The sequence below is a fragment of the Desulfomicrobium salsuginis genome (assembly GCF_054657795.1).
Genome location: NZ_BAAHYA010000002.1, coordinates 691,730 through 710,424 on the forward strand (window position 1 = coordinate 691,730; position 18,695 = coordinate 710,424).

Below are 18,695 nucleotides of genomic sequence, written 5' to 3' on the forward strand. Positions count from 1 at the left end.
ATGAACAGCCATCTTCTTTTCGCCCTGGCCCCCGCGGCCGCCATCATTGCGGCCCTGGCCTTCGCCTCCCGCCTGGCCGCAGGCGTGTTCGACGGCACGCGCACCCGCGCGTCTGCGGTTTGGGCCGTGGCGCTGATCCTGCTCGCTGGCCTCGAAACGGTGGACCTGGCCTGCATGTTCGACCCGGAGCGGGTGCGGGCGTGGCGTGCGGCCGGCCTCGTGATCGAAGGCGCGTTGGGGCCGACGTGGGTGCTGTTCACGGCGCTTTTCGCCAGGGAGTACGAAGGCGAACGCCTGCCGCGGATGCAGCGCCTGCTGGTTCTGCTCTCTGGCCTTTTGTTGCCCTGGAGCGCGTTCCTCGCTTTCCGGGGGGCCTACTACGCCCCCGATTTCGCGAGCGAGCGCCTGCTCTTCCTGCTTCCCGGGACCTTCCATTTCTGCATCGCCTTCGTTCTGTGCTGCATGGCCGCGCTCTTCAACATCGAAGGGACCATGGCCGGCGCGACGCACTTCCGGCGCTGGAAGATCAAGTTCGTGCTGCTGGGCGGCGTCTGCGTGTTGGTGGCCCTTATCCTCTATTACAGCCAGGGCGTGCTGTACCGCTCCCTCGACATGCGCCTTGCCTGGTTGCGTTCCCTGGCGGTGCTTGCGGGTGTGGGCATGATGTGGTTTTCGGACGCGCGGCGCGGGCCGGAAGTCAGGATCAGCTTTTCCCGGCGCATGGCCTTCAAGTCCGTGGCCCTCGTCACGGCGGGACTGTACCTGGTCGTCCTGGGTTTCGCGGGCGAGGGGGCTCGGGTCTTCGGGGACGAGTTGGGACGTGCAGTGCTCCTCGGCGTCTGCTTCGCCGCCGGCATCGGCCTGCTCATGCTTTTCCTCTCGGACACGGTCAGGCGAAGGGTCCGACTTTTTCTTCAGCTGCACTTCTACGGGGAGAAGTACGACTACCGCATCCAGTGGGTGCAGTTCACGGACAGGCTCATCTCGGCCCGCAGCCAGACCGAACTCCATCAAGCGGCCTTGTCGGCCTGCTGCGAGACCTTCGGCATCGTCGGGGCGGCCCTGTTCCTGCTGGACCACGGCAGCCGAGCCTACGTGCCCGTCAGCCTCGTGGAAACGGACACGCAGGAGGGTGGTTTCGACGAGGGTTCGCACCTGGCGGCGGCTTTGCGCACCCGCCGCAGCGTGGTCCGCACCGCGGACGTGAACGACCCCTCCCCGTGGTTGAAGGCCGCGCGGTTCGCCATCCCCATCTTCCGTGAAGACGGCCTCGACGGTTTCGTGCTCCTGGGGGCGGCCATCAACGAGAGCGAGGAATACGACGAGGAGGACTTCGAGCTCATGGACACCATGGCCCGGCACATCTCCTCGGCCCTCCTGAACATGCGTCTCACGGAGCAGTTGGCGCGCTCGCGGGAGATGGAGATCATGGGGCGGGTTTCGGCCTTCGTGCTGCACGACCTGAAGAACCACGTCTACACGCTGTCCCTCATGGCCGAGAACGCGCGCAAGTTCATCGGCAACCCCGATTTCCAGCGGGATCTGGTGGACTCCCTGGGCAGCACCGTGGGCAAGATGAAGATTCTGATTTCCCAGCTCAAAGGGCTGCCCGACCGCCAGACTCTGAAGCGCGCGCCGGTCGGCCTGCTGACGTTGGCCAGGGAGTCGACGCGATTGCTGCACCAGGAGCGGCTGGACTTCGGGGGCGAGGACGCCGTGGCCATGGTCGACGCCGAGGAGATGGGCAAGGTCATCCTGAACCTCTGCCTCAACGCCCTGGAGGCCTCCCCCGACGGCCGGCCGGTCACGGTCACGACCGGGGACGGCCCGGAGCCCTTCGTGCGCGTCTCGGATCAGGGCGGCGGCATCGACCCGGAGTTCATCAGAACCGCGCTTTTCGAGCCCTTCAAGTCCACCAAGGCCAAGGGCATGGGCATCGGGCTCTACCAGTGCAAGCAGATCGTAGCGGCCCACGGCGGCCGCATCGAGGTCAGGAGCGCGGTGGGGGAGGGGGCCGAGTTCACGGTCTGGCTGCCGGGGGCTGAGGCGTGAGGGGGAATATTGGTTGGACTGGATGGACGGAATGGACCATATGGACGGTGTGGACAGGCTGGGAGCCGGCGTCCGATGGGCGTGCGCACCTGGGCGAGTCTTCTCCTGGCAGGAATCGAGGGATACCGTGGAAAATCTGCTGATTGTCGATGACAACGAGGATGTTTTGACCCAGCTCAAGTGGGGGTTGGCGTCGGAGTCGTACGCGCTGCATCTGGCCACGCGCGTGGACCAGGCTTTGGAGGTCTTCGGCAAGGTCTCGCCGGGAGTGGTGACATTGGACCTGGGCCTGCCTCCCCACGCCGACACGTCCGAGGAGGGCTTTCGGTGCCTGGCCGAGATGCTCAAGATCAATCCCGCGGCCAAGGTCATCGTGGTCACGGGCAACGACGAGCGCGAGAACGCCCTGCAGGCCATCAAGCTCGGGGCCTTCGACTTTTTCCGCAAGCCCATCGACCTGGACGAACTGCGCGTCATCATCCGCCGCGCCTTCCATCTCCACGCCATCGAGCGCGAGAACACGGAGCAGAAGGGAGCGGCCGAAGCTGCGGCCATGGACAATTACGGCATCGTCGGCGCCTGTCCGGCCATGCGCGGAGTTCTGAACCTCATCGGCAAAGTCGCGGCCTCGGACGTGCCCATCCTCGTCTCGGGAGAGTCCGGCACGGGCAAGGAGCTGGTGGCCCGCGCCATCCACGCCGGCAGCCTGCGCCGCAAGGGCCCCATGGTCTGCATCAACTGCGGCGCCATCCCCGAGAACCTCATCGAGTCCGAGCTGTTCGGCCACGAGAAGGGCGCCTTCACCGGCGCCGTGTCCACGGTCCAGGGCAAGGTCGAGTACGCCTCGGGCGGAACCCTGTTCCTGGACGAGATCGGCGAACTGCCCGTGAACCTGCAGGTCAAGCTGCTGCGCTTCCTGCAGGAGATGGTCATCCAGCGCGTGGGAGGGCGCAAGGACATCCCCGTCAACGTGCGCATCGTGGCGGCCACCAACATCGACATCGCCGCGGCCATCGCCGCCGGCACCTTCCGCGAGGACCTCTACTACCGCATCGGAGTGGTCAACATCCACCTGCCCCCCCTGCGTGAGCGGGAAGGGGACGTGCGCCTCCTGGCCGACTACTTCCTGGGCCGCATCGCCGCGGAACTGGGCAAGAACGTGTCCGGCTTCTCCCCCGACGCCCTGGCTGGCCTGGAGACCTACTCCTGGCCCGGCAACATCCGCGAACTGGAGAACAGGCTCCGCCGTGCGGTGCTGCTGGCGGATTCCAGCCTCGTCACCTCCGCAGAACTCGGCTTCGAGGAAAACGGCGGGGGGCAACATAACGGCTTCAGCTTCGGCGACAGGACCCTGAAGGAAGCCCGCGCCATGGTCGAGAAAAAGATGATCGCAGCCGCCCTGGCCAAACACGAAGGCAACATCGTCAAAGCCTCCGAGGCCCTGGGCATCAGCCGGCCGACCATGTACGACCTGATCAGGAAGCACGGTTTGGGAGAACGTTGAGGATCGTCCGTGCCTGATAAATTTTCCGACTGTATGCTGGCGCGGCTATCGTGATTTTTCAGCAGGTAAGGCAGCCAAATGTGCGCAGGGTCCGACTGGGCCTGGCAACTTGGCCGGTTTCCGTGATGCGCTGTCGCTCACGTTTGGGGATTGCATACACCAGAGTCCGGGCAGAGGGGATGGAACCAAGATTGCATAGGTAAATGTGGATCGGTTTCGATCTTCACCAGGGCATGAAATCAAAGGAGGATCATCCCATGCAGTCGCGACTCATCACGCAGATTAATCTGCAACTAACCAAAGTGATATGCTGTACAGTGTTGGTCTTCTCAATGCTGGGAGCCAGTCCGGCGCGTGCGAGCGTGCTCTGGGACCAGCCATTAAGCGCCTTGGATACGAACGCTTACGTTAATCAAGAATTTCAGGATTTTACAACTTACAGTAGTTACATCGCCGACGATTTTGTCAACACCGTCCCATGGGACATCAGTACGATATTCATTCCCGGAAACGGATGGAACGGGTTCTCGTCTCTGGAACTCGCCACATCGCTCAATTTCGCCATTTACGCAGACGCCGTCGGCGTTCCCGACGGTATTCCCCCGGCGGCTGGAACGTGGAGTCTCTCCATCGCACCTGACGATGCGCAAATTGCCCTTTCAACAGGCTCGGATGGCTATTTGTCCAATGTAACCTTGAACCTGAGCGCCGACGTGAATATTGCTGCGGGCCATTGGTGGCTCGTGTTTTGGCCGGAAATGGATTTCAGTTTAGGAGGCCAATACGGACGTCAACCCTCTGATACGACGAACGAAGAAGCGGCCCTTTTCATCAATCCCGGTGGGGGATTCGGCTACGGAATCGGGTGGCAGGACTTGTCTGTTACAGGGTTCAGGGGGGGGGATGTGGCGTTCCGGCTTGAAGGCGATCTGGGTACGAACAACGCCGTCCCCGAACCGACAACCATGCTTCTCGTGGGGATTGGACTGGCCGGCATCGTCCTTGCTCATCGCTGCGCGCCGAAGTCAGCAATGTAAATTCTGATAGAAACTGCTGTCGGAATAATTGACATCCGGACATCCGCGGCAGGTCGCGTTGTCGTCCTTACAGGAAAACGCGCTGAGGAAGGAGTCGGGCGCGAAGGGCAACCGTCAGGTGGTTGTGGCGAGCAGTGCATCGCTACCCGCAAACGAAAAAAAGGGATTTCAGCGTTCAACTGAAATCCCTTGTTCTCTAATGGCGGGGCCGATGGGACTCGAACCCACGGCCTCCGGCGTGACAGGCCGGCGTTATAACCGTCTTAACTACGACCCCGCATGGTCTTCTTGGTGGGCGGTACAGGGATCGAACCTATGACATTCGGCTTGTAAGGCCGACGCTCTCCCAGCTGAGCTAACCGCCCTGTCCCGTCCAACGAGAAACTGTCTCTATAGACGCAGCCCGCCGCTGTCAAAGGCTTTTTTCGCCTGTCCGCAAAAAAGTTGCGGTGCCGCTGAGGCCGGAGCCTCCAACGCAAAAGGGCCATCCTCGCGGACGGCCCCCGTGCGTTCCGAGCTGCTGCAGGCTAGCCGCAGGAAGTGCAGGAAGAGCACCCGGAGGAGCTCGCCTTCATGTTCGACTTGATGTTGAAGCCCATGTGCGGGTGGAATTCCACGGAGATGGGCTGAGCTTCGCTCATCAGGTTGGTTTCAATCAGAAAGGTGTATCCGTCGATTACGTGAACCACGTCGTTGTCTTTTTGCTCATCCAGAGCAAGCGCCAGGCGAGGCCCGCCTCAGCCAGCCGCCATGTAGACCCGGATCGGGGACACTTCCTTGCCGGCGAAGTGCATGTCGAGCTGCTCTTTGGCAGCCTTGGTCAGTTCAAACATGGAATCCTCCTTTGTGTGGGATCGTTGGTAGTTATTGATCAAATCGATGTCAATGTCCGTTTGGGCAGGTTTTTGCCGATTCATGCCCCCGGTGTCCGTAACTCGCGGGACGGAAAAGACATACCCGGATCAAAAAGATGCTTGTGCCCGGTCGCGTTCCGGGGGTATGAAGGCAATGTAAACATGAATTCAACCCTGGCCAGAGCATGACGTCACATTCCGCACGCATCCTGCTCGTCGATGACGAACTCACCCTCCTCGAACTGCTCGGGGACTATCTCCGCGACCGTGGGCACGATGTCGTCACGGCCGAGAACGGGGCCAGCGCCCTGGATCTCTACAACACGGAACTGCCCGATCTGGTCCTCCTCGACCTGAAGCTCCCGGACGTGTCCGGTCTCGACATCCTCAGGCACATCACCTCCCGCGACGAGGAGACGGCCATGGTCGTCATCTCCGGCGTCGGCTCCCTGGACGACGTCATCGAAGCCCTGCGGCGCGGCGCGTGGGACTTTCTGGTCAAGCCCTTCATCAACCTCGAACTCGTCATGCACGCCGTGGAAAAGGCCCTGGAGAAGCGGCGCCTGCGGCAGGAGAACCGCCTGTACCGCGAACACCTCGAAGAGGAGGTCCAGCGCCGCACCCAGGAACTCAGGCAGGAGATCCTGGCCCGCAAGCGCATCGAGGATGACCTGCGGCGCAGTGAGATGCGCTACCGCGAACTGAGCCTGACCGACGAATTGACGGGCCTCTACAACGCCCGGCACTTCTTCCGTCAGGTCCAGGCCGAGGTGGAGCGGGCCATGCGCTACGACAGCCCGCTGTCCCTGTGCGTCCTCGATATCGACCATTTCAAGGAATACAACGACTCCTACGGGCACCTCTGCGGCGACTCGGTCCTTTCGGAACTGGGCCGCGTCATCCAGAAGCTCATCCGCGATTCGGACTCCGCCTACCGCTACGGCGGCGAGGAGTTCATCATCGTCCTGCCGGCCACCAACCGCGAAGAGGCGGCGCGCGTGGCCGAGCGCATCCGCTGTTCCTTCCACGAGCACGCCTTCTTCCCCCGGCCCGGGACCGAGGTCCACGTGGCCATCAGCCTGGGCGTGACCAGCTACGTCCCGGGCGAGTCCATTTCGGACTTCGTGGACCGCGCCGACCAGAACATGTACGCCGCCAAGAAGTGCGGCCGGAATACGACAGTCTGCCGGTGAGTGCGCCCCTGTGCGCTTACGCCGGGCTTCGCCCTTCGTGACTGGCGCTATGTGGGGGACTCTCGTCACCCTTCGTCATTGCAAGGAGTCTTCGACGTGGCAATCCAGCTTCGTGCCTTCATTCCCGTTCTTCATCCCCGTTCATCATCCCTTTCAGCCTGCAAAACCCGCATTCACCGGCCGAGGTGGGGTAGCCGCAGGTTGTGCAGGGCTCGATGTTGACCGATGTCTCGCCGCGGGGGGCGAAGCCGGGGCGGCCGTCCTTGAGGAAGCCGTCGTAGAAGCGGATCTTGCGGCCGGGCTGGATGTCCTCCAGGTCCGAGAGGAGCTTCTTGTAGATGGGGAAGCTCGCCTTGGAGCTGTAGGGGCAGGGGGCGTAGCCGTAGTCGATGCCGGCCAGGAAGCAGAGGTTGGCCGTCTCGAACTCGGACATGCGGAAGAGGGGCTTGACCTTCTTGGCGAAGCCGCCCTCGGCCGGCATGACCGGGCCCTGGTCGCTCAGGTACTCCACGTCCCAGCGCATGACGTTGGCGAAGAGGCGCGAGGTCTCGTCGTCCAGGTTGTGGCCCGTGGCCAGGGCCGTGAAGCCGTTGTCCATGGCGAAGCGGTTGAAAAGGTAGCGCTTGGTCTGGCCGCAGACCGAGCAGATGGGGCGCTTGACGCGCTTCTTCACGTCGCACATGGCCAGGCCCATGGAGGCCGTCTCGATGACGTGCAGCCGGATGCCGTGCTTTTCGCAGAAGCGTTCGGTGTAGCCGCGGGCGATGGGCGATGACTCGGGGATGCCCAGGTCGATGTGCAGGCCCTCGATGTCGTAGCCCAGATCCTGCAGCATCCAGGACAGGGCCAGGGAGTCCTTGCCGCCGGAGATGGCGATGAGGATGCGGTCCTCGAAGGTGAACATGTCGTGTTCCTTGATGGCCCGCTCCACCAGACGGCGGGCGAAGACCAGGAAGCACTCCCTGCAGAAGGCCGTGTGATGGCTGGGCAGGGCGACGACGGCCGGGACGTGGCAGCGTTTGCACTTCATGGCTACCCCCGGGACCCGACGTCGCGCACGGTGATGTGGTCGCCGTCCTTGAGGTTCAGGTCGTGGGTGAGGAGGCCACCGTCGCGGATGACGAGGGCGCGGCCGGGCTTGCGGCCGACCTTGAGCAGAAGCTGGGCGACCGTGCCTGGACGGTCCATGGTGAATTCCCGGTTCTCGGGTTCGATGCGTACGGTGATCATGCGTTTTCGATTCGTGGTTGTTGGTTTCCGGCAGAAACGTGGACAGCGGCGGGCCGCGTCAGGAAGTTTCCGCCCCTGACAGGCCGTCGTTTATGAACGGCCTGCGAATTTCGATTTTTTCAGCAGTCAGCTAAGTCGCGGCGGTCCGAAGATCAAGAATTTTCGGATCGTGATTGTACGGATTCAGCGCCGTCGCGGCCGGCCAGAATCAGGAACCCATCCTCATCGAGGCGTCCCTGGTCCTGGGTCACGAACCAGCGGATGCCGTCGCGTTCGATCACGGCCGAGCCCGTGTCACGGCCGAGGTAGCCCTGCATGACCTGGGTGCCGCCGATGAGAATGCGGCCGACGCTGCCGTGGGGCAGGTCCTCCAGGGTGCCCGGATCCACGATGCGCAGGGCCGAGCCGGGCAGGGGCAGGCCTACGGTGCCGGGCTTGCGGCCCTGCTGGATGCTCAGGTCTGCGGGGTTCAAGACGTCAGGCGCGTTGACCGTGGCCACGGGCGTGGTCTCGGTGGTGCCGTAGCCGTCGTGAATCATGAGGCCGAATTTCTGGCGGAAGTCGCGGACCGTGGCCGAGTCCAGGGTTTCACCGCCCGAGAGCACGAAGCGAAGCGAGCCGAACATCAGCGGGTGCAGGACGTCGGCGGCCGCATAGGCCGCCAGGGCCTCGGGCGCGGCGCAGAGCAGTGTGGCCTCGAACTCCGCGCACAGGCGGCCGACAGCCCGCGCGTCCATGGGGTCGCGGTGGCAGACCACGGGCACGGACTCCAGCAGCGGCAGGAACATGGTCGTGGTCAGCCCCAGGGCTTCGTGCAGGGGCATGGCCGTCAGCAGCACGTCGTTGCCGCGCGGCGTGAAGAGCGAAGACGCCTGGCGGCCGTTGGTGATGATGTTGGCATGGCTGAGCCGCACGCCCACACGCTCTCCGCCGCGTTCGACAAAGACCACGGCAGCGGTGTCCGCGCCAGCCGCGCGCCCGGTCAGGGCCAGCCGCACCAGCCGCCCCGGCAGCAGGCGCAGCAGCATCCGCGCCGCCCATTCCTGCCTCATGCCTTTGCGCGCGTCCACAAAGTCCCCGCAGTCCATGACGTCCACCCCGTCCACAAGAGGCGCGCCGTCCCCAAGCATCAGCCCGGCTCCGGCCTGCCGCAGGCAGCCGCGCAGTTCCTCCTCGCCCAGTCCCGGGTCCAGGTTGATCACGGTCTTGCCGGCCATGAGCACGGCCATGTTGGCCACGGCCCCCCTGGCTCCTGGGGGCAGCATGACGCCCACGGCCCCCTCGGGGCGTTTGGCCAGAACTCGGGCCAGGCGCAGGGCGCACAGGGCCAGCTCTTCGGCCGTCAGGCGCGCCCCTGCGGAGTCGGCCACGGCCAGGCGCCCCGGGGCGCGGCGCATTGCCTGCAGCCATTTGACGGGGATGGAGGGCTGGGAGTCGGCGAACTCCTGCCAGGCCAGGATGGACATGCGGTGCACGGCGTCCTTGACCTCCATGGGCGGGGCCGACGGCGGCAGAGCCGGGCCGAAGCAGAGGTTCACGTCGCGGGTCAGGGCGCCGTCGGTGTTGCGCCGGAAATGGCGGCTCACGGCGGACCAGCGGCTGCCCCACAGGCCGCGCAGGTAGAAGGGCACGATGGGGCAGTCGGCCTGGGTGGCCGGGATGGCGTAGCCGCGGCGGAACGGTCCGAGCTGTCCGTTGCGGCTGATGGCGCCTTCAGGGAAGAGGACCACGCACTCGCCGGCCTTGAGGGTCTCGGTGATGGTCCGCAGGGCCGACTTGCTGGCGGCGGACGAGGTGATGGGGATGACCCGGTAGAGGTCCAGGAACCAGCGCAGGTACCAGCGGTCGTAGTAGCGCCGCGTCATGACGAAGCGCACGGGCCGGGGCACGGCCAGGTGCAGCACGGCCCAGTCGATCCAACTGGTGTGGTTGCCCAGGAGCAGCACGCCGCCCCTGGACGGGATGTTCTGCAGGCCGTTGACCGTCAGGCGGTAATGCTGGGCGAAGACCACGCGCAACAGGAAACGCATCAGGGACTGGGGCAGGTGACGCAGGGTGTGGAAGGTCCCGAAGGCCATGACGCCCGCCAGGGTCAGGATGATGGGCACGCTGGCCAGGCCCGTCAGGGAGGCGAGGACCGTCCCGCACAGGAAGGCCAGCATGGCCACGTTCTGGATGAAGTTGTTGCCGGCCAGGATGGTGCCCAGGTCCGAGTCCTCGGCGTTGAACTGGATGAGGGCGTTCAGGGGCACGACGAACAGGCCGCCGAAAAAGCCGTACACGGTCAGCAGGATCCCCAGGGTCACGGTGTCGCCCATGGCCGGGATGAGGGCCAGGCAGGCCGTCATGCCCACGGCCGCCAGGGGGATGACACCCGTCTCGATGTAGGTCTTCGAGAGCCGCCCGGCTGTGACGGAGCCGACGATGATGCCCACGCCGCCGATGGCCAGGAGCCCCTGGGCGATGACGGTGGAGGTCACGCCGGCCGATTCCTTGAGGTGCGCGCCGAAGGCCGCGAAGAGCACCTGGTTCACGGCCCAGAAGAGCGACAGACCCAGGACCGAGAGGCGGATGGTCTGGTTGTCCCAAATGTTCTTCAGGTTCTTCTTTAAGTATTCGCCGCGAACGTAGGCCGTGCGGTTCAGACGCAGGGTCACGTCGCCGTCCTTGTACTGCGGGATGCGCAGGGCCACGAGGGTCTGGACCACGGCGCCGGCGAAGAGGAGCAGGCCGCTGGGTGCGATGGCCTGCAGGATGTCCGCCTTGGTGGCGGCCTCGCCGATGAGGGCCTCGAAGACCACGGAAAAGAGCACGCCGCCCAGGAGGATGGCCACGATGGTCACGGCCTGGACCACGCCGTTGGCCATGCCGAGGTTGTCCTTGCCGGCCATCTCCTTGATGTAGCCGTACTTGGCCGGCGAGTAGAAGGCCGACTGCGCCGCCAGGATGAGCGTCAGGGCGAAGGCCGCCTCGAACCAGCCGAGCAGGTAGCTGCCGTAGATGAGGGCGGTCAGGGGTACGGCGAAAAAGGCCGTCCAGCGCATGACCAGGTGCTTGGAGAAGCGGTCGGCCAGGAAGCCCGCCGGCGTGAAGAACATGATGAAGGGCAGCAGGATGCAGGCGTTGACGAGCGCCGTCAGCCCGATCTGTGTCGAGCCGTCGTAGACTTTGAAGACCGTGTTCTGGATGATGATCTTGTGCCCCAGGTCGATCATGGCGTTGACGAGCACAACGGTCAGGTAGGGCAGAAAGCCGCGGATGCCGAGGAGCCGGCGGCCGGCGCTCATGCCCTCACACCCAGCAGGCGCAGGCAGGCGGCCGTGACCAGCTCGGGCGTGTCGGGCGTCAGTTCGATCTTGCCGTAGCGGTGCAGGACCAGCGGCTGCATGATGGCGCCCATGATCAGGCCGGCAAAGAGGTCCGCGTCGCAGGGCGGGATCTCGCCCAGCCCCACGGCCTGACCCACGAAGCGCTCGGCCAGGCCGTGGGGCTCGGTTTCGCGGGACAGCAGCTTGTCTTCCGGGAAGCCGTGCTGGGTCAGCAGGATGAAGGCGAACTGGTCGCTGTTGTAATGATAGTAGTCATAGATGGTCTGCACAGCCTGGCCCAGGCGCAGGGCGAAGGGCAGGCGGTCGTCGAAGAGCATCTCGGAAACGAGGTGCGTGAACTGGTCCAGCTCGCGGTTGAAGAGCTTCCAGGCCATCTCCTCCTTGCCGTCGTACCAGCGGTACAGGGCGCCTTCCGTCACCCCAGCGGCTACGGCGATGTCCTTGATGGTCGTGCGCGCCAGCCCCTTGGTGGCGAATAGGCGGATGGCTGATTCCTCAATGATTTCGCGTTTCATGACGGGTCGTGACATGGTGCTTCCTCCTTACATGGGTGAGTATTTATTTACTCATTTCGCGCCCGCGTCAAGAAAAAGGGGCACGTCCGTGCGGACGCGCCCCGAGGGAGATGTGCCGGCAATCCGTGGGGTCAGATGTGGCGCCCGGCGATGAGATCCTGGATGACGGTCGGGTCGGCGAGGGTGGAGGTGTCGCCGAAGTCCTCCATGGCGGTGGAGCCGGCCGTGATCTTGCGCAGCACGCGGCGCATGATCTTGCCGCTGCGGGTCTTGGGCAGGCCCAGGGTGAACTGGATGACCTCGGGCGAGGCCAGGGGGCCGATCTCCTTGCGCACGTGGTTGCGCAGGGCCTTGATCAGGTCGTCGGACTCGTCCACGTCGGCGCGCAGGGTGACGTAGGCATAGATGGCCTGGCCCTTGATGTCGTGGGGCATGCCGACCACGGCCGCCTCGGCCACGTCCGGGTGGGATACCAGGGCCGACTCGATCTCGGCCGTGCCCAGGCGGTGGCCCGAGACGTTGATGACGTCGTCCAGGCGGCCCATGATCCAGAAGTAGCCGTCGCTGTCCTGGCGCGCGCCGTCGCCGGACTCGTAGCGGCCCGGGAAACGCTCGAAGTACTGCTGGCGGAAGCGCTCCGGGTCGCCGAAGACGCCGCGCAGCATGCCCGGCCAGGGGCGTTCGATGACCAGGTTGCCGCCCTCGTTGGCGCCCGTGGGGTTGCCGTCGTTGTCGACGATGCGGGCGTGCACGCCGGGCATGGGCAGGGCGGCCGAACCGGGTTTGAGCGGCGTGGCGAAGGGCAGGGCCGTGATGAGGATGCCGCCCGTCTCGGTCTGCCACCAGGTGTCGACCACGGGCAGCTTCGACTTGCCGACGTTGGCGTGGTACCACATCCAGGCTTCGGGGTTGATGGGCTCGCCGACGCTGCCAAGCACCCGCAGGGAGGACAGGTCGTTCTTCTGCGTCCACTCCACGCCGTCGCGCATCAGCGCCCGGATGACCGTGGGCGCGGTGTAGAAGCTCGTGACCTTGAACTTCTCGACGATCTGCCAGAAGCGCGACGGGTCGGGATAGGAGGGCACGCCCTCGAACATGAGGGACGTCACGCCCAGCGTCAGGGGGCCGTAGACGATGTAGGTGTGGCCCGTGATCCAGCCCACGTCGGCCGTGCAGAAATGGATGTCGTCCTCGAAGAGGTTGAAGACGTACTGGGTGGTGTGGGCCGCGTAGGTCAGGTAGCCGCCGGTGGTGTGCACCACGCCCTTGGGCTTGCCCGTGGAGCCGCTGGTGTAGAGGATGAAGAGCAGGTCTTCGGCGTCCATCTCCTCGCAGGGGCAGGTCGCGGGGAGATTCGGGTCGGCCATGACGTCGTGCCACCAGAGGTCCCGGCCCACGACCATGTTCACGTCGTTGCCGGCGCGCCGCAGCACGATGCAGTTCGTCACGCTCGGGCAGCCGTTCAGGGCCTCGTCCACGTTGCCCTTGAGAGGGATCTTCTTGCCGGCGCGCAGCACCGCGTCGGCCGTGACCAGAATCTTGGCCTCGCAGTCCTGGATGCGGTTCATGAGGCTCGAAGCCGAGAAGCCGGCGAAGACGATGGAGTGGGTGGCGCCGATGCGCGTGCAGGCCAGCATGGCCACGGCCAGCTCGGGCACCATGGGCATGTACAGGGCCACGCGGTCGCCGCGCGACACGCCCAGCTTCTTCAGGATGTTGGCGAAACGGACGACGTCGGCCAGCAGTTCGCGGAAGGTGATGTGACGGACGTCCTCCTCGGGCTCACCCTGCCAGATGATTGCCGTCTTGTCGCCCAGGCCGTTCTCCACGTGCCGGTCGAGGCAGTTGTAGCTGACGTTGAGCTTGCCGTTGACGAACCAGTTGATGCGCGGCTCGGTGAAATCGCAGTCCAGGACCTTGTCCCAGGGCTTGAACCAGCTGACGAGCTCGCGGGCCCGGTCGCCCCAGTAGCCTTCGGGGTCCTGGTCGGCGCGGCGGAAGTGGGCCTCGTAGGTCGCCATGTCCGGAATGTGGGCGCGGGGTGCCGCGGGAGGGGTGAAAAGGCGTTCTTCGTGCTGCAGGCTCTGGATATTTTCAGGACTCATGTGGTGGTTCCTCCTTATAAAGCTGGTGGTTCGACGTGAACGGGTACTATCAGGAATTACGTCTAGAAGAAATGAATTTTGTTTTCCCGCCTTTTCTGGTAAATGGCTGATATTGGCGGTTAACGGAAGCCGCGCCTTTCCCCCATCGGTAAACGGAGCTTTTCGGACGATGAGCGTCAAACACCTGGATCTGTTGTTCAAGCCCAATTCCTTGGCCATCGTCGGCGCTTCGCGCGACCCCAACTCGGTCAGCGCCATCCTCATGCGCAATCTCATGTCCGGAAAATTCCTGGGCCCCGTGCTGCCCGTGTCGGGCGCCCAAGAGGCCATCTTCGGCGTGCTGTCCTACGTCAGCGTCACGTCCCTGCCCCTGACCCCGGACATGGCCATCATCTGCTCCTCGGTCTTCGACGCCCCTGACCGCCTGGCAGAACTGGCCGACAACGGCACCCACGTCGCCGTGATCATGGACCCGGGCTACGCCCTCCTCGACGGCCAGCAGAAGTCCCAGATCGACGACCGCATCCGCCAGGTCGCCCGCGACAAGGACATCCGCGTCCTGGGCCCCGGGAGCCTCGGGATGATCGTGCCCTCCTCGGGCGTCAACGCGAGCCTGTCGCGCGTGGGCGCCAAGGAGGGCCGCATCGCCTTCGTCACCCAGTCCGACAGCCTCTTCGAGTCCGTTCTCGACTGGGCCCGGACCAACAACGTCGGCTTTTCCCACTGCGTCTCCCTGGGACGCCAGCTGGACATCGACTTCAGCTCGGTCCTCGACTATCTCGGCTCCGACCCGGCCACCAAGGCCATCCTGCTCTACATCGAGAACATCCAGGACGCCCGGCGCTTCATGTCCGCGGCCCGGGCTAGCGCCCGCAACAAGCCCATCCTCGTCATCCGCCCCCGGCGCCTGCCCTGCGAGCTGCGCGACGCCGCCAGCGAACTGACCGAGATGGACCAGGACCAGATTTACGACGCCGCCTTCCGCCGCGCCGGCATGGTCCGCGTGGACGACATCGACTCCCTGTTTGAAGGCGCCCGCACCCTGGCCAACTACAAGCCCCTGCGCGGCAACGGCCTGGCCATCATGACCAACGGCCAGAGCATCGGCCTGCTGGCCGCCGACACGCTCATCCAGGGGGGAGGGGAGCTGGCCGCCATCACCGAGGAGACCCAGCTCAAGCTGGAGGAGATCCTCGGCCCCGAACGCTGCTCCGACAACCCCGTGACCCTGCCGTACAACGCCTCGCCCGAGGATTACGCACGCATCCTGAGCATCCTGGTGCGGGCCAAGGACGTGGGCTGCGTGCTCATCCTGCACGTGCCATTCCAGGGCACGTCGAGCCTGGAGATCGCCCAGGCCGTGACCCAGGTGGCCAAGACCAGCCGCTGCCTGGTGCTGGCCAACTGGCTCGGCGAGGAGACCGTGCGCGACACCAAGGACATCTTCGAGGACGCGGCCATCCCGGTCTTCGACCGGCCGGGCAAGGCCATCATGGCCTACCTGCACATGCTGCGCTACAAGCGCACCCAGAAGATCCTCATGCAGACCCCGGACTCCCTGCCCGCGGACTTCTTCCCGGACACGGAGCACGCCCTGGACATCATCAGAAAGGCCTTGAGCGAGGACCGCACCCAGCTCTCCGAGGAGGAGTCCCGTCAGGTCCTGGCCTCCTACGGCGTGCCCGTGGTCGAGACCCGCATCTGCAAGTCGGCCATGCAGGCCGTGGACGCCGCCTCGGAGATTGGCTTCCCCGTGGCCCTCAAGATCCGCTCGCCGCAGATTTCCCAGCCCTTCGACATCGGCGGTATCGCCCTGGACCTGACCACCCCGGACCTCGTCTTCGAGGCCGCGGCCAACATGTCCGCCCGCGTGCACTCCCAGGTGCCCAACGCCTACATCGAGGGCTTCACGGTCCAGAAAATGGGCCGCCGTCCCGGCGCCCACGAGCTGTTCATTTCCGTCTTCACGGACAAGGTCTTCGGGCCTATCCTGCGCTTCGGCCACGGCGGCGTCTCGGCCCCGGTCATCAACGACCACGCCATGACCCTGCCGCCCCTGAACATGGGCCTGGCCCGGGAGCTCATCCACCGCACGCGCATCTCCAAGCTGCTGCAGGGCTCCCGCCGGCAGGCCGCGGCCGACATCGACGACATCTGCCTGGCCCTCATCCAGATCAGCCAGATGGTCATCGACCTGCCGCAGATCACCACCCTGGAGATGAACCCCATCTTCGCCGACGACCAGGGAGTACTGGCCCTGGGCGCACGCATCTGGATTCAGCCGGCCACGCTCACGGGTCCCGAACGCCTGGCCATCCGCCCCTATCCGCGCGAACTGGAGGAGTGCGTGCGTCTCAAGAGCGGCGAGCAGGTCCTGTTGCGGCCCATCCGACCCGAGGACGCCCAGGCACACCTCGACTTCATCCACGGCCTGTCCGAGGAGGACCTGCGCCTGCGCTTCTTCGGCCTGGTCCAGAACTTCGTGTTGAGCGACATGCCCAAGTTCACCCAGATCGACTACGACCGCGAGATGGCCTTTATCGCCACGCGCCTCGCCGACGGCAAGCCGGAGACCCTGGGCGTGGTCCGCACCTCCACCAAGCCCGACAACTCCTCGGCCGAGTTCGCCATCATCGTGCGTTCGGACATGAAGGGCACGGGCCTGGGCTCCATGCTCTTCGAGAAGATGATCCGTTACTGCAAGAGCCGCGGCACCCGCTACCTCGAAGGCCAGACCATGCCCCGCAACAAGGGCATGATCGGCCTGGCCAAGCGCTTCGGCCTGGCCGTGACCCACAACTACGAGGAAGAACTGGTCGAGATGCGCCTGCCCCTCTGGGAATGGGAGCCCCCCCGCTAGGAGGCCGCCCAGAATCCATTCTGGACTGCGTTGCTCCCCGATTTTCAGGGGTTCATGTAGGCGGCTACACCTCACCCCTGAAAACCGACTCGCGCCTTGCCAGAATGAATTCTGGGCGGCCTCCTTCGGCCATTCTGGACTGCGTTGCTCCCCGATTTTCAGGGGTTCATGTAGGCGGCTACACCTCACCCCTGAAAACCGACTCGCACCTTGCCAGAATGAATTCTGGGCGGCCTCCTTCAATTGTCGGCGGCTATGCGGAATTCTGGAAAGGCAGTGTGGCCTTTATGGACGAAGTGGACTCTATGGACGCCACCGGGAGAGGGGGGCAGTGGGGCGTTGCAAACTGCTCGTGCCTTGCCGTGGCGGTTTTTCTGAACGGCCGGGTTGCCACCGGTCGCCGCTGCCTCTTTCCGCCTTTTCTTCGGGCGCGTCCATCGCGTCCACAAAGTCCATACAGTCCATTTCGTCCATAAGTCCCCGCGTCCCGCGTCTGCGCGCCCCCCGCAAATTTCCGCCCCCACGGACATCTGGATAATCCAATCGATTTCCGTTAAACGATTTTCTTCACACGCGCCCGCGGGACACCCGGGGCGTTTCAGCACTGGTCTTTTTCCTGGCGAGGGGAGAGATTTCAGGAGGATATATGACGATGAACGATACGGCCACACTGACCGTCGACGGCAAGACCTTCGAACTGCCCGTGGTGCGCGGCACCGAGGGCGAAGTCGCGGTGGATGTGAGCCTGCTGCGCGGCCAGTCCGGGATCATCACCCTGGACCAGGGCTACGCCAATACCGGTTCCTGCTTCAGCGCCATCAGCTTCGTGGACGGCGAGAAGGGCATCCTGCGCTACCGCGGCTACGACATCGCGGACCTGGCGCGCTATAGCTCCTTCGTGGAAACGGCCATGCTGCTGGTCTTCGGCGAACTGCCCACCCGCGAGGAGCGCGCCGCCTTCCGCACCATGCTCGGCGACCAGGCCCTCCTGCACGAAGACCTCATGCACCATTTCGAAGGGTTTCCGCCCAACGGGCACCCCATGGCCATCCTCTCGGCCGTGATCAACTCCCTGGGCGCCTACAACCCCGACCTGCTCGACATCCAGAACGAGCGCGAGTTCCGCAAGGTCGCGGCCAAACTCATCAGCAAGGTGCGTACCATCGCCGCCTTCTCCTACCGCAAGTCCGTGGGCCTGCCCATCATGTACCCGGACCCGAGCCGCTCCTACTGCGAGAATTTCCTGCACATGATGTTCTCCGTGCCCTACAAGGAGCACGTGCCCACGCCCGAGGCCCAGAAGGCCCTCTCGCTCTTCCTGCTGGTCCACGCCGACCACGAGCAGAACTGCTCCTGCTCCACCGTGCGCATGGTCGGCTCCTCCGAGGCCAACCTCTTCGCTTCGGTCTCGGCCGGCATCTGCGCCCTGTGGGGACGCCTGCACGGCGGCGCCAATTCCGCCGTGGTCCACATGCTCGAGCAGATTCACGAGGGCGACAGCTCCGTCAAGGAGTGCATCGAGCGGGTCAAACGCAAGGAATTCCGTCTCATGGGCTTCGGCCACCGCGTCTACAAGAACTTCGATCCCCGGGCCAAGGTGCTGAAGGAGTGCGCCACGAACCTGCTCTCCACCCTGCACATCAAGGACCCGCTCTTGGATATCGCCCAGGAACTCGAGGAGATCGCCCTGAAGGACGACTTCTTCGTCTCGCGCAAGCTCTACCCCAACGTGGACTTCTACTCCGGCCTCATCCTGCGCGCCCTGAACATCCCCGTGAACATGTTCCCCGTCATGTTCGCCATGGGACGCATGCCCGGCTGGATCGCCCACTGGCACGAACAGCACCTCGAGGAAAACACCCGCATCCACCGGCCGCGCCAGATCTACGTCGGGCCCAATGTGCGGGAGTATGTGCCGATGAAGGACAGGTAGGAAGAATGCCTCCGGCGGGCAGGGGACACGTCCCCTGCACCCCGTTCAGGGGGGGCGGCTGATGGATTGAGTGGAAGGGAGCT

General features: G+C 64.7%; 12 protein-coding genes and 2 tRNA genes. 6 read left to right on the plus strand and 8 right to left on the minus strand.

Going from position 1 to position 18,695, the window contains the following annotated elements:
• From prsK to ACYQ3G_RS10365, 3 genes are all read left to right on the plus strand, one after another.
• Positions 1-2,052: an XrtA/PEP-CTERM system histidine kinase PrsK gene (prsK, locus tag ACYQ3G_RS10355; RefSeq protein WP_459825602.1), complete on the plus strand. Its 2,052-nt coding sequence runs from the start codon at positions 1-3 to the stop codon at positions 2,050-2,052.
• A gap of 127 nt (positions 2,053-2,179) precedes the next feature.
• Positions 2,180-3,556: a PEP-CTERM-box response regulator transcription factor gene (prsR, locus tag ACYQ3G_RS10360; RefSeq protein ID WP_459825604.1), complete on the plus strand. Its 1,377-nt coding sequence runs from the start codon at positions 2,180-2,182 to the stop codon at positions 3,554-3,556.
• A gap of 257 nt (positions 3,557-3,813) precedes the next feature.
• Positions 3,814-4,593, plus strand: coding sequence for a PEP-CTERM sorting domain-containing protein (locus ACYQ3G_RS10365; protein WP_459825606.1), 780 nt, complete (start codon positions 3,814-3,816; stop codon positions 4,591-4,593).
• A 200-nt stretch (positions 4,594-4,793) separates the two neighbouring features.
• On the opposite strand, the gene ACYQ3G_RS10370 is transcribed toward ACYQ3G_RS10365, so the two are convergent.
• From ACYQ3G_RS10370 to ACYQ3G_RS10380, 3 genes are all read right to left on the minus strand, one after another.
• Positions 4,794-4,870, minus strand: a tRNA-Asp gene (locus ACYQ3G_RS10370).
• 12 nt (positions 4,871-4,882) lie between these two features.
• Positions 4,883-4,958 (minus strand) — tRNA-Val (locus ACYQ3G_RS10375).
• Between the two features lie 162 nt (positions 4,959-5,120).
• Complete coding sequence (locus tag ACYQ3G_RS10380; protein ID WP_084435434.1) at positions 5,121-5,426, minus strand: IscA/HesB family protein; 306 nt, start codon at positions 5,424-5,426, stop codon at positions 5,121-5,123.
• A gap of 206 nt (positions 5,427-5,632) precedes the next feature.
• Here ACYQ3G_RS10380 and ACYQ3G_RS10385 point away from each other — a divergent pair, with 206 nt between their 5' ends.
• Positions 5,633-6,640 carry a GGDEF domain-containing response regulator gene (locus tag ACYQ3G_RS10385; protein ID WP_459825609.1) on the plus strand — a complete coding sequence of 336 codons (1,008 nt, stop codon included), beginning with the start codon at positions 5,633-5,635 and terminating at the stop codon, positions 6,638-6,640.
• A 118-nt stretch (positions 6,641-6,758) separates the two neighbouring features.
• Here ACYQ3G_RS10385 and ACYQ3G_RS10390 read toward each other — a convergent pair whose 3' ends face one another.
• The 5 genes from ACYQ3G_RS10390 to acs all read right to left on the minus strand — a co-directional run bounded on the left by ACYQ3G_RS10390 (position 6,759) and on the right by acs (position 13,819).
• Complete coding sequence (locus ACYQ3G_RS10390; protein WP_459825611.1) at positions 6,759-7,670, minus strand: PP-loop family protein; 912 nt, start codon at positions 7,668-7,670, stop codon at positions 6,759-6,761.
• Positions 7,671-7,672: 2 nt separating this feature from the next.
• The gene (locus ACYQ3G_RS10395) at positions 7,673-7,870 is read right to left on the minus strand and encodes a ubiquitin family protein (protein WP_028577171.1); all 198 of its coding nucleotides are present in this window, start codon (positions 7,868-7,870) and stop codon (positions 7,673-7,675) included.
• 152 nt (positions 7,871-8,022) lie between these two features.
• On the minus strand, positions 8,023-11,157 hold the full coding sequence (locus ACYQ3G_RS10400) for an MFS transporter (protein WP_459825614.1): 3,135 nt from the start codon (positions 11,155-11,157) through the stop codon (positions 8,023-8,025).
• Positions 11,154-11,729, minus strand: coding sequence for a TetR/AcrR family transcriptional regulator (locus ACYQ3G_RS10405; protein WP_084435432.1), 576 nt, complete (start codon positions 11,727-11,729; stop codon positions 11,154-11,156). The genes ACYQ3G_RS10400 and ACYQ3G_RS10405 overlap by 4 nt, the downstream gene beginning before the upstream one ends.
• A 116-nt stretch (positions 11,730-11,845) precedes the next feature.
• The gene (gene acs, locus ACYQ3G_RS10410; RefSeq protein ID WP_459825616.1) at positions 11,846-13,819 is read right to left on the minus strand and encodes an acetate--CoA ligase; all 1,974 of its coding nucleotides are present in this window, start codon (positions 13,817-13,819) and stop codon (positions 11,846-11,848) included.
• 169 nt (positions 13,820-13,988) lie between these two features.
• Here acs and ACYQ3G_RS10415 point away from each other — a divergent pair, with 169 nt between their 5' ends.
• The gene (locus ACYQ3G_RS10415) at positions 13,989-16,679 is read left to right on the plus strand and encodes a bifunctional acetate--CoA ligase family protein/GNAT family N-acetyltransferase (RefSeq protein WP_459825618.1); all 2,691 of its coding nucleotides are present in this window, start codon (positions 13,989-13,991) and stop codon (positions 16,677-16,679) included.
• A gap of 646 nt (positions 16,680-17,325) precedes the next feature.
• Positions 17,326-18,612 carry a citrate synthase gene (locus tag ACYQ3G_RS10420; protein ID WP_459825620.1) on the plus strand — a complete coding sequence of 429 codons (1,287 nt, stop codon included), beginning with the start codon at positions 17,326-17,328 and terminating at the stop codon, positions 18,610-18,612.
• The last annotated feature ends 83 nt before the right edge of the window (positions 18,613-18,695 follow it).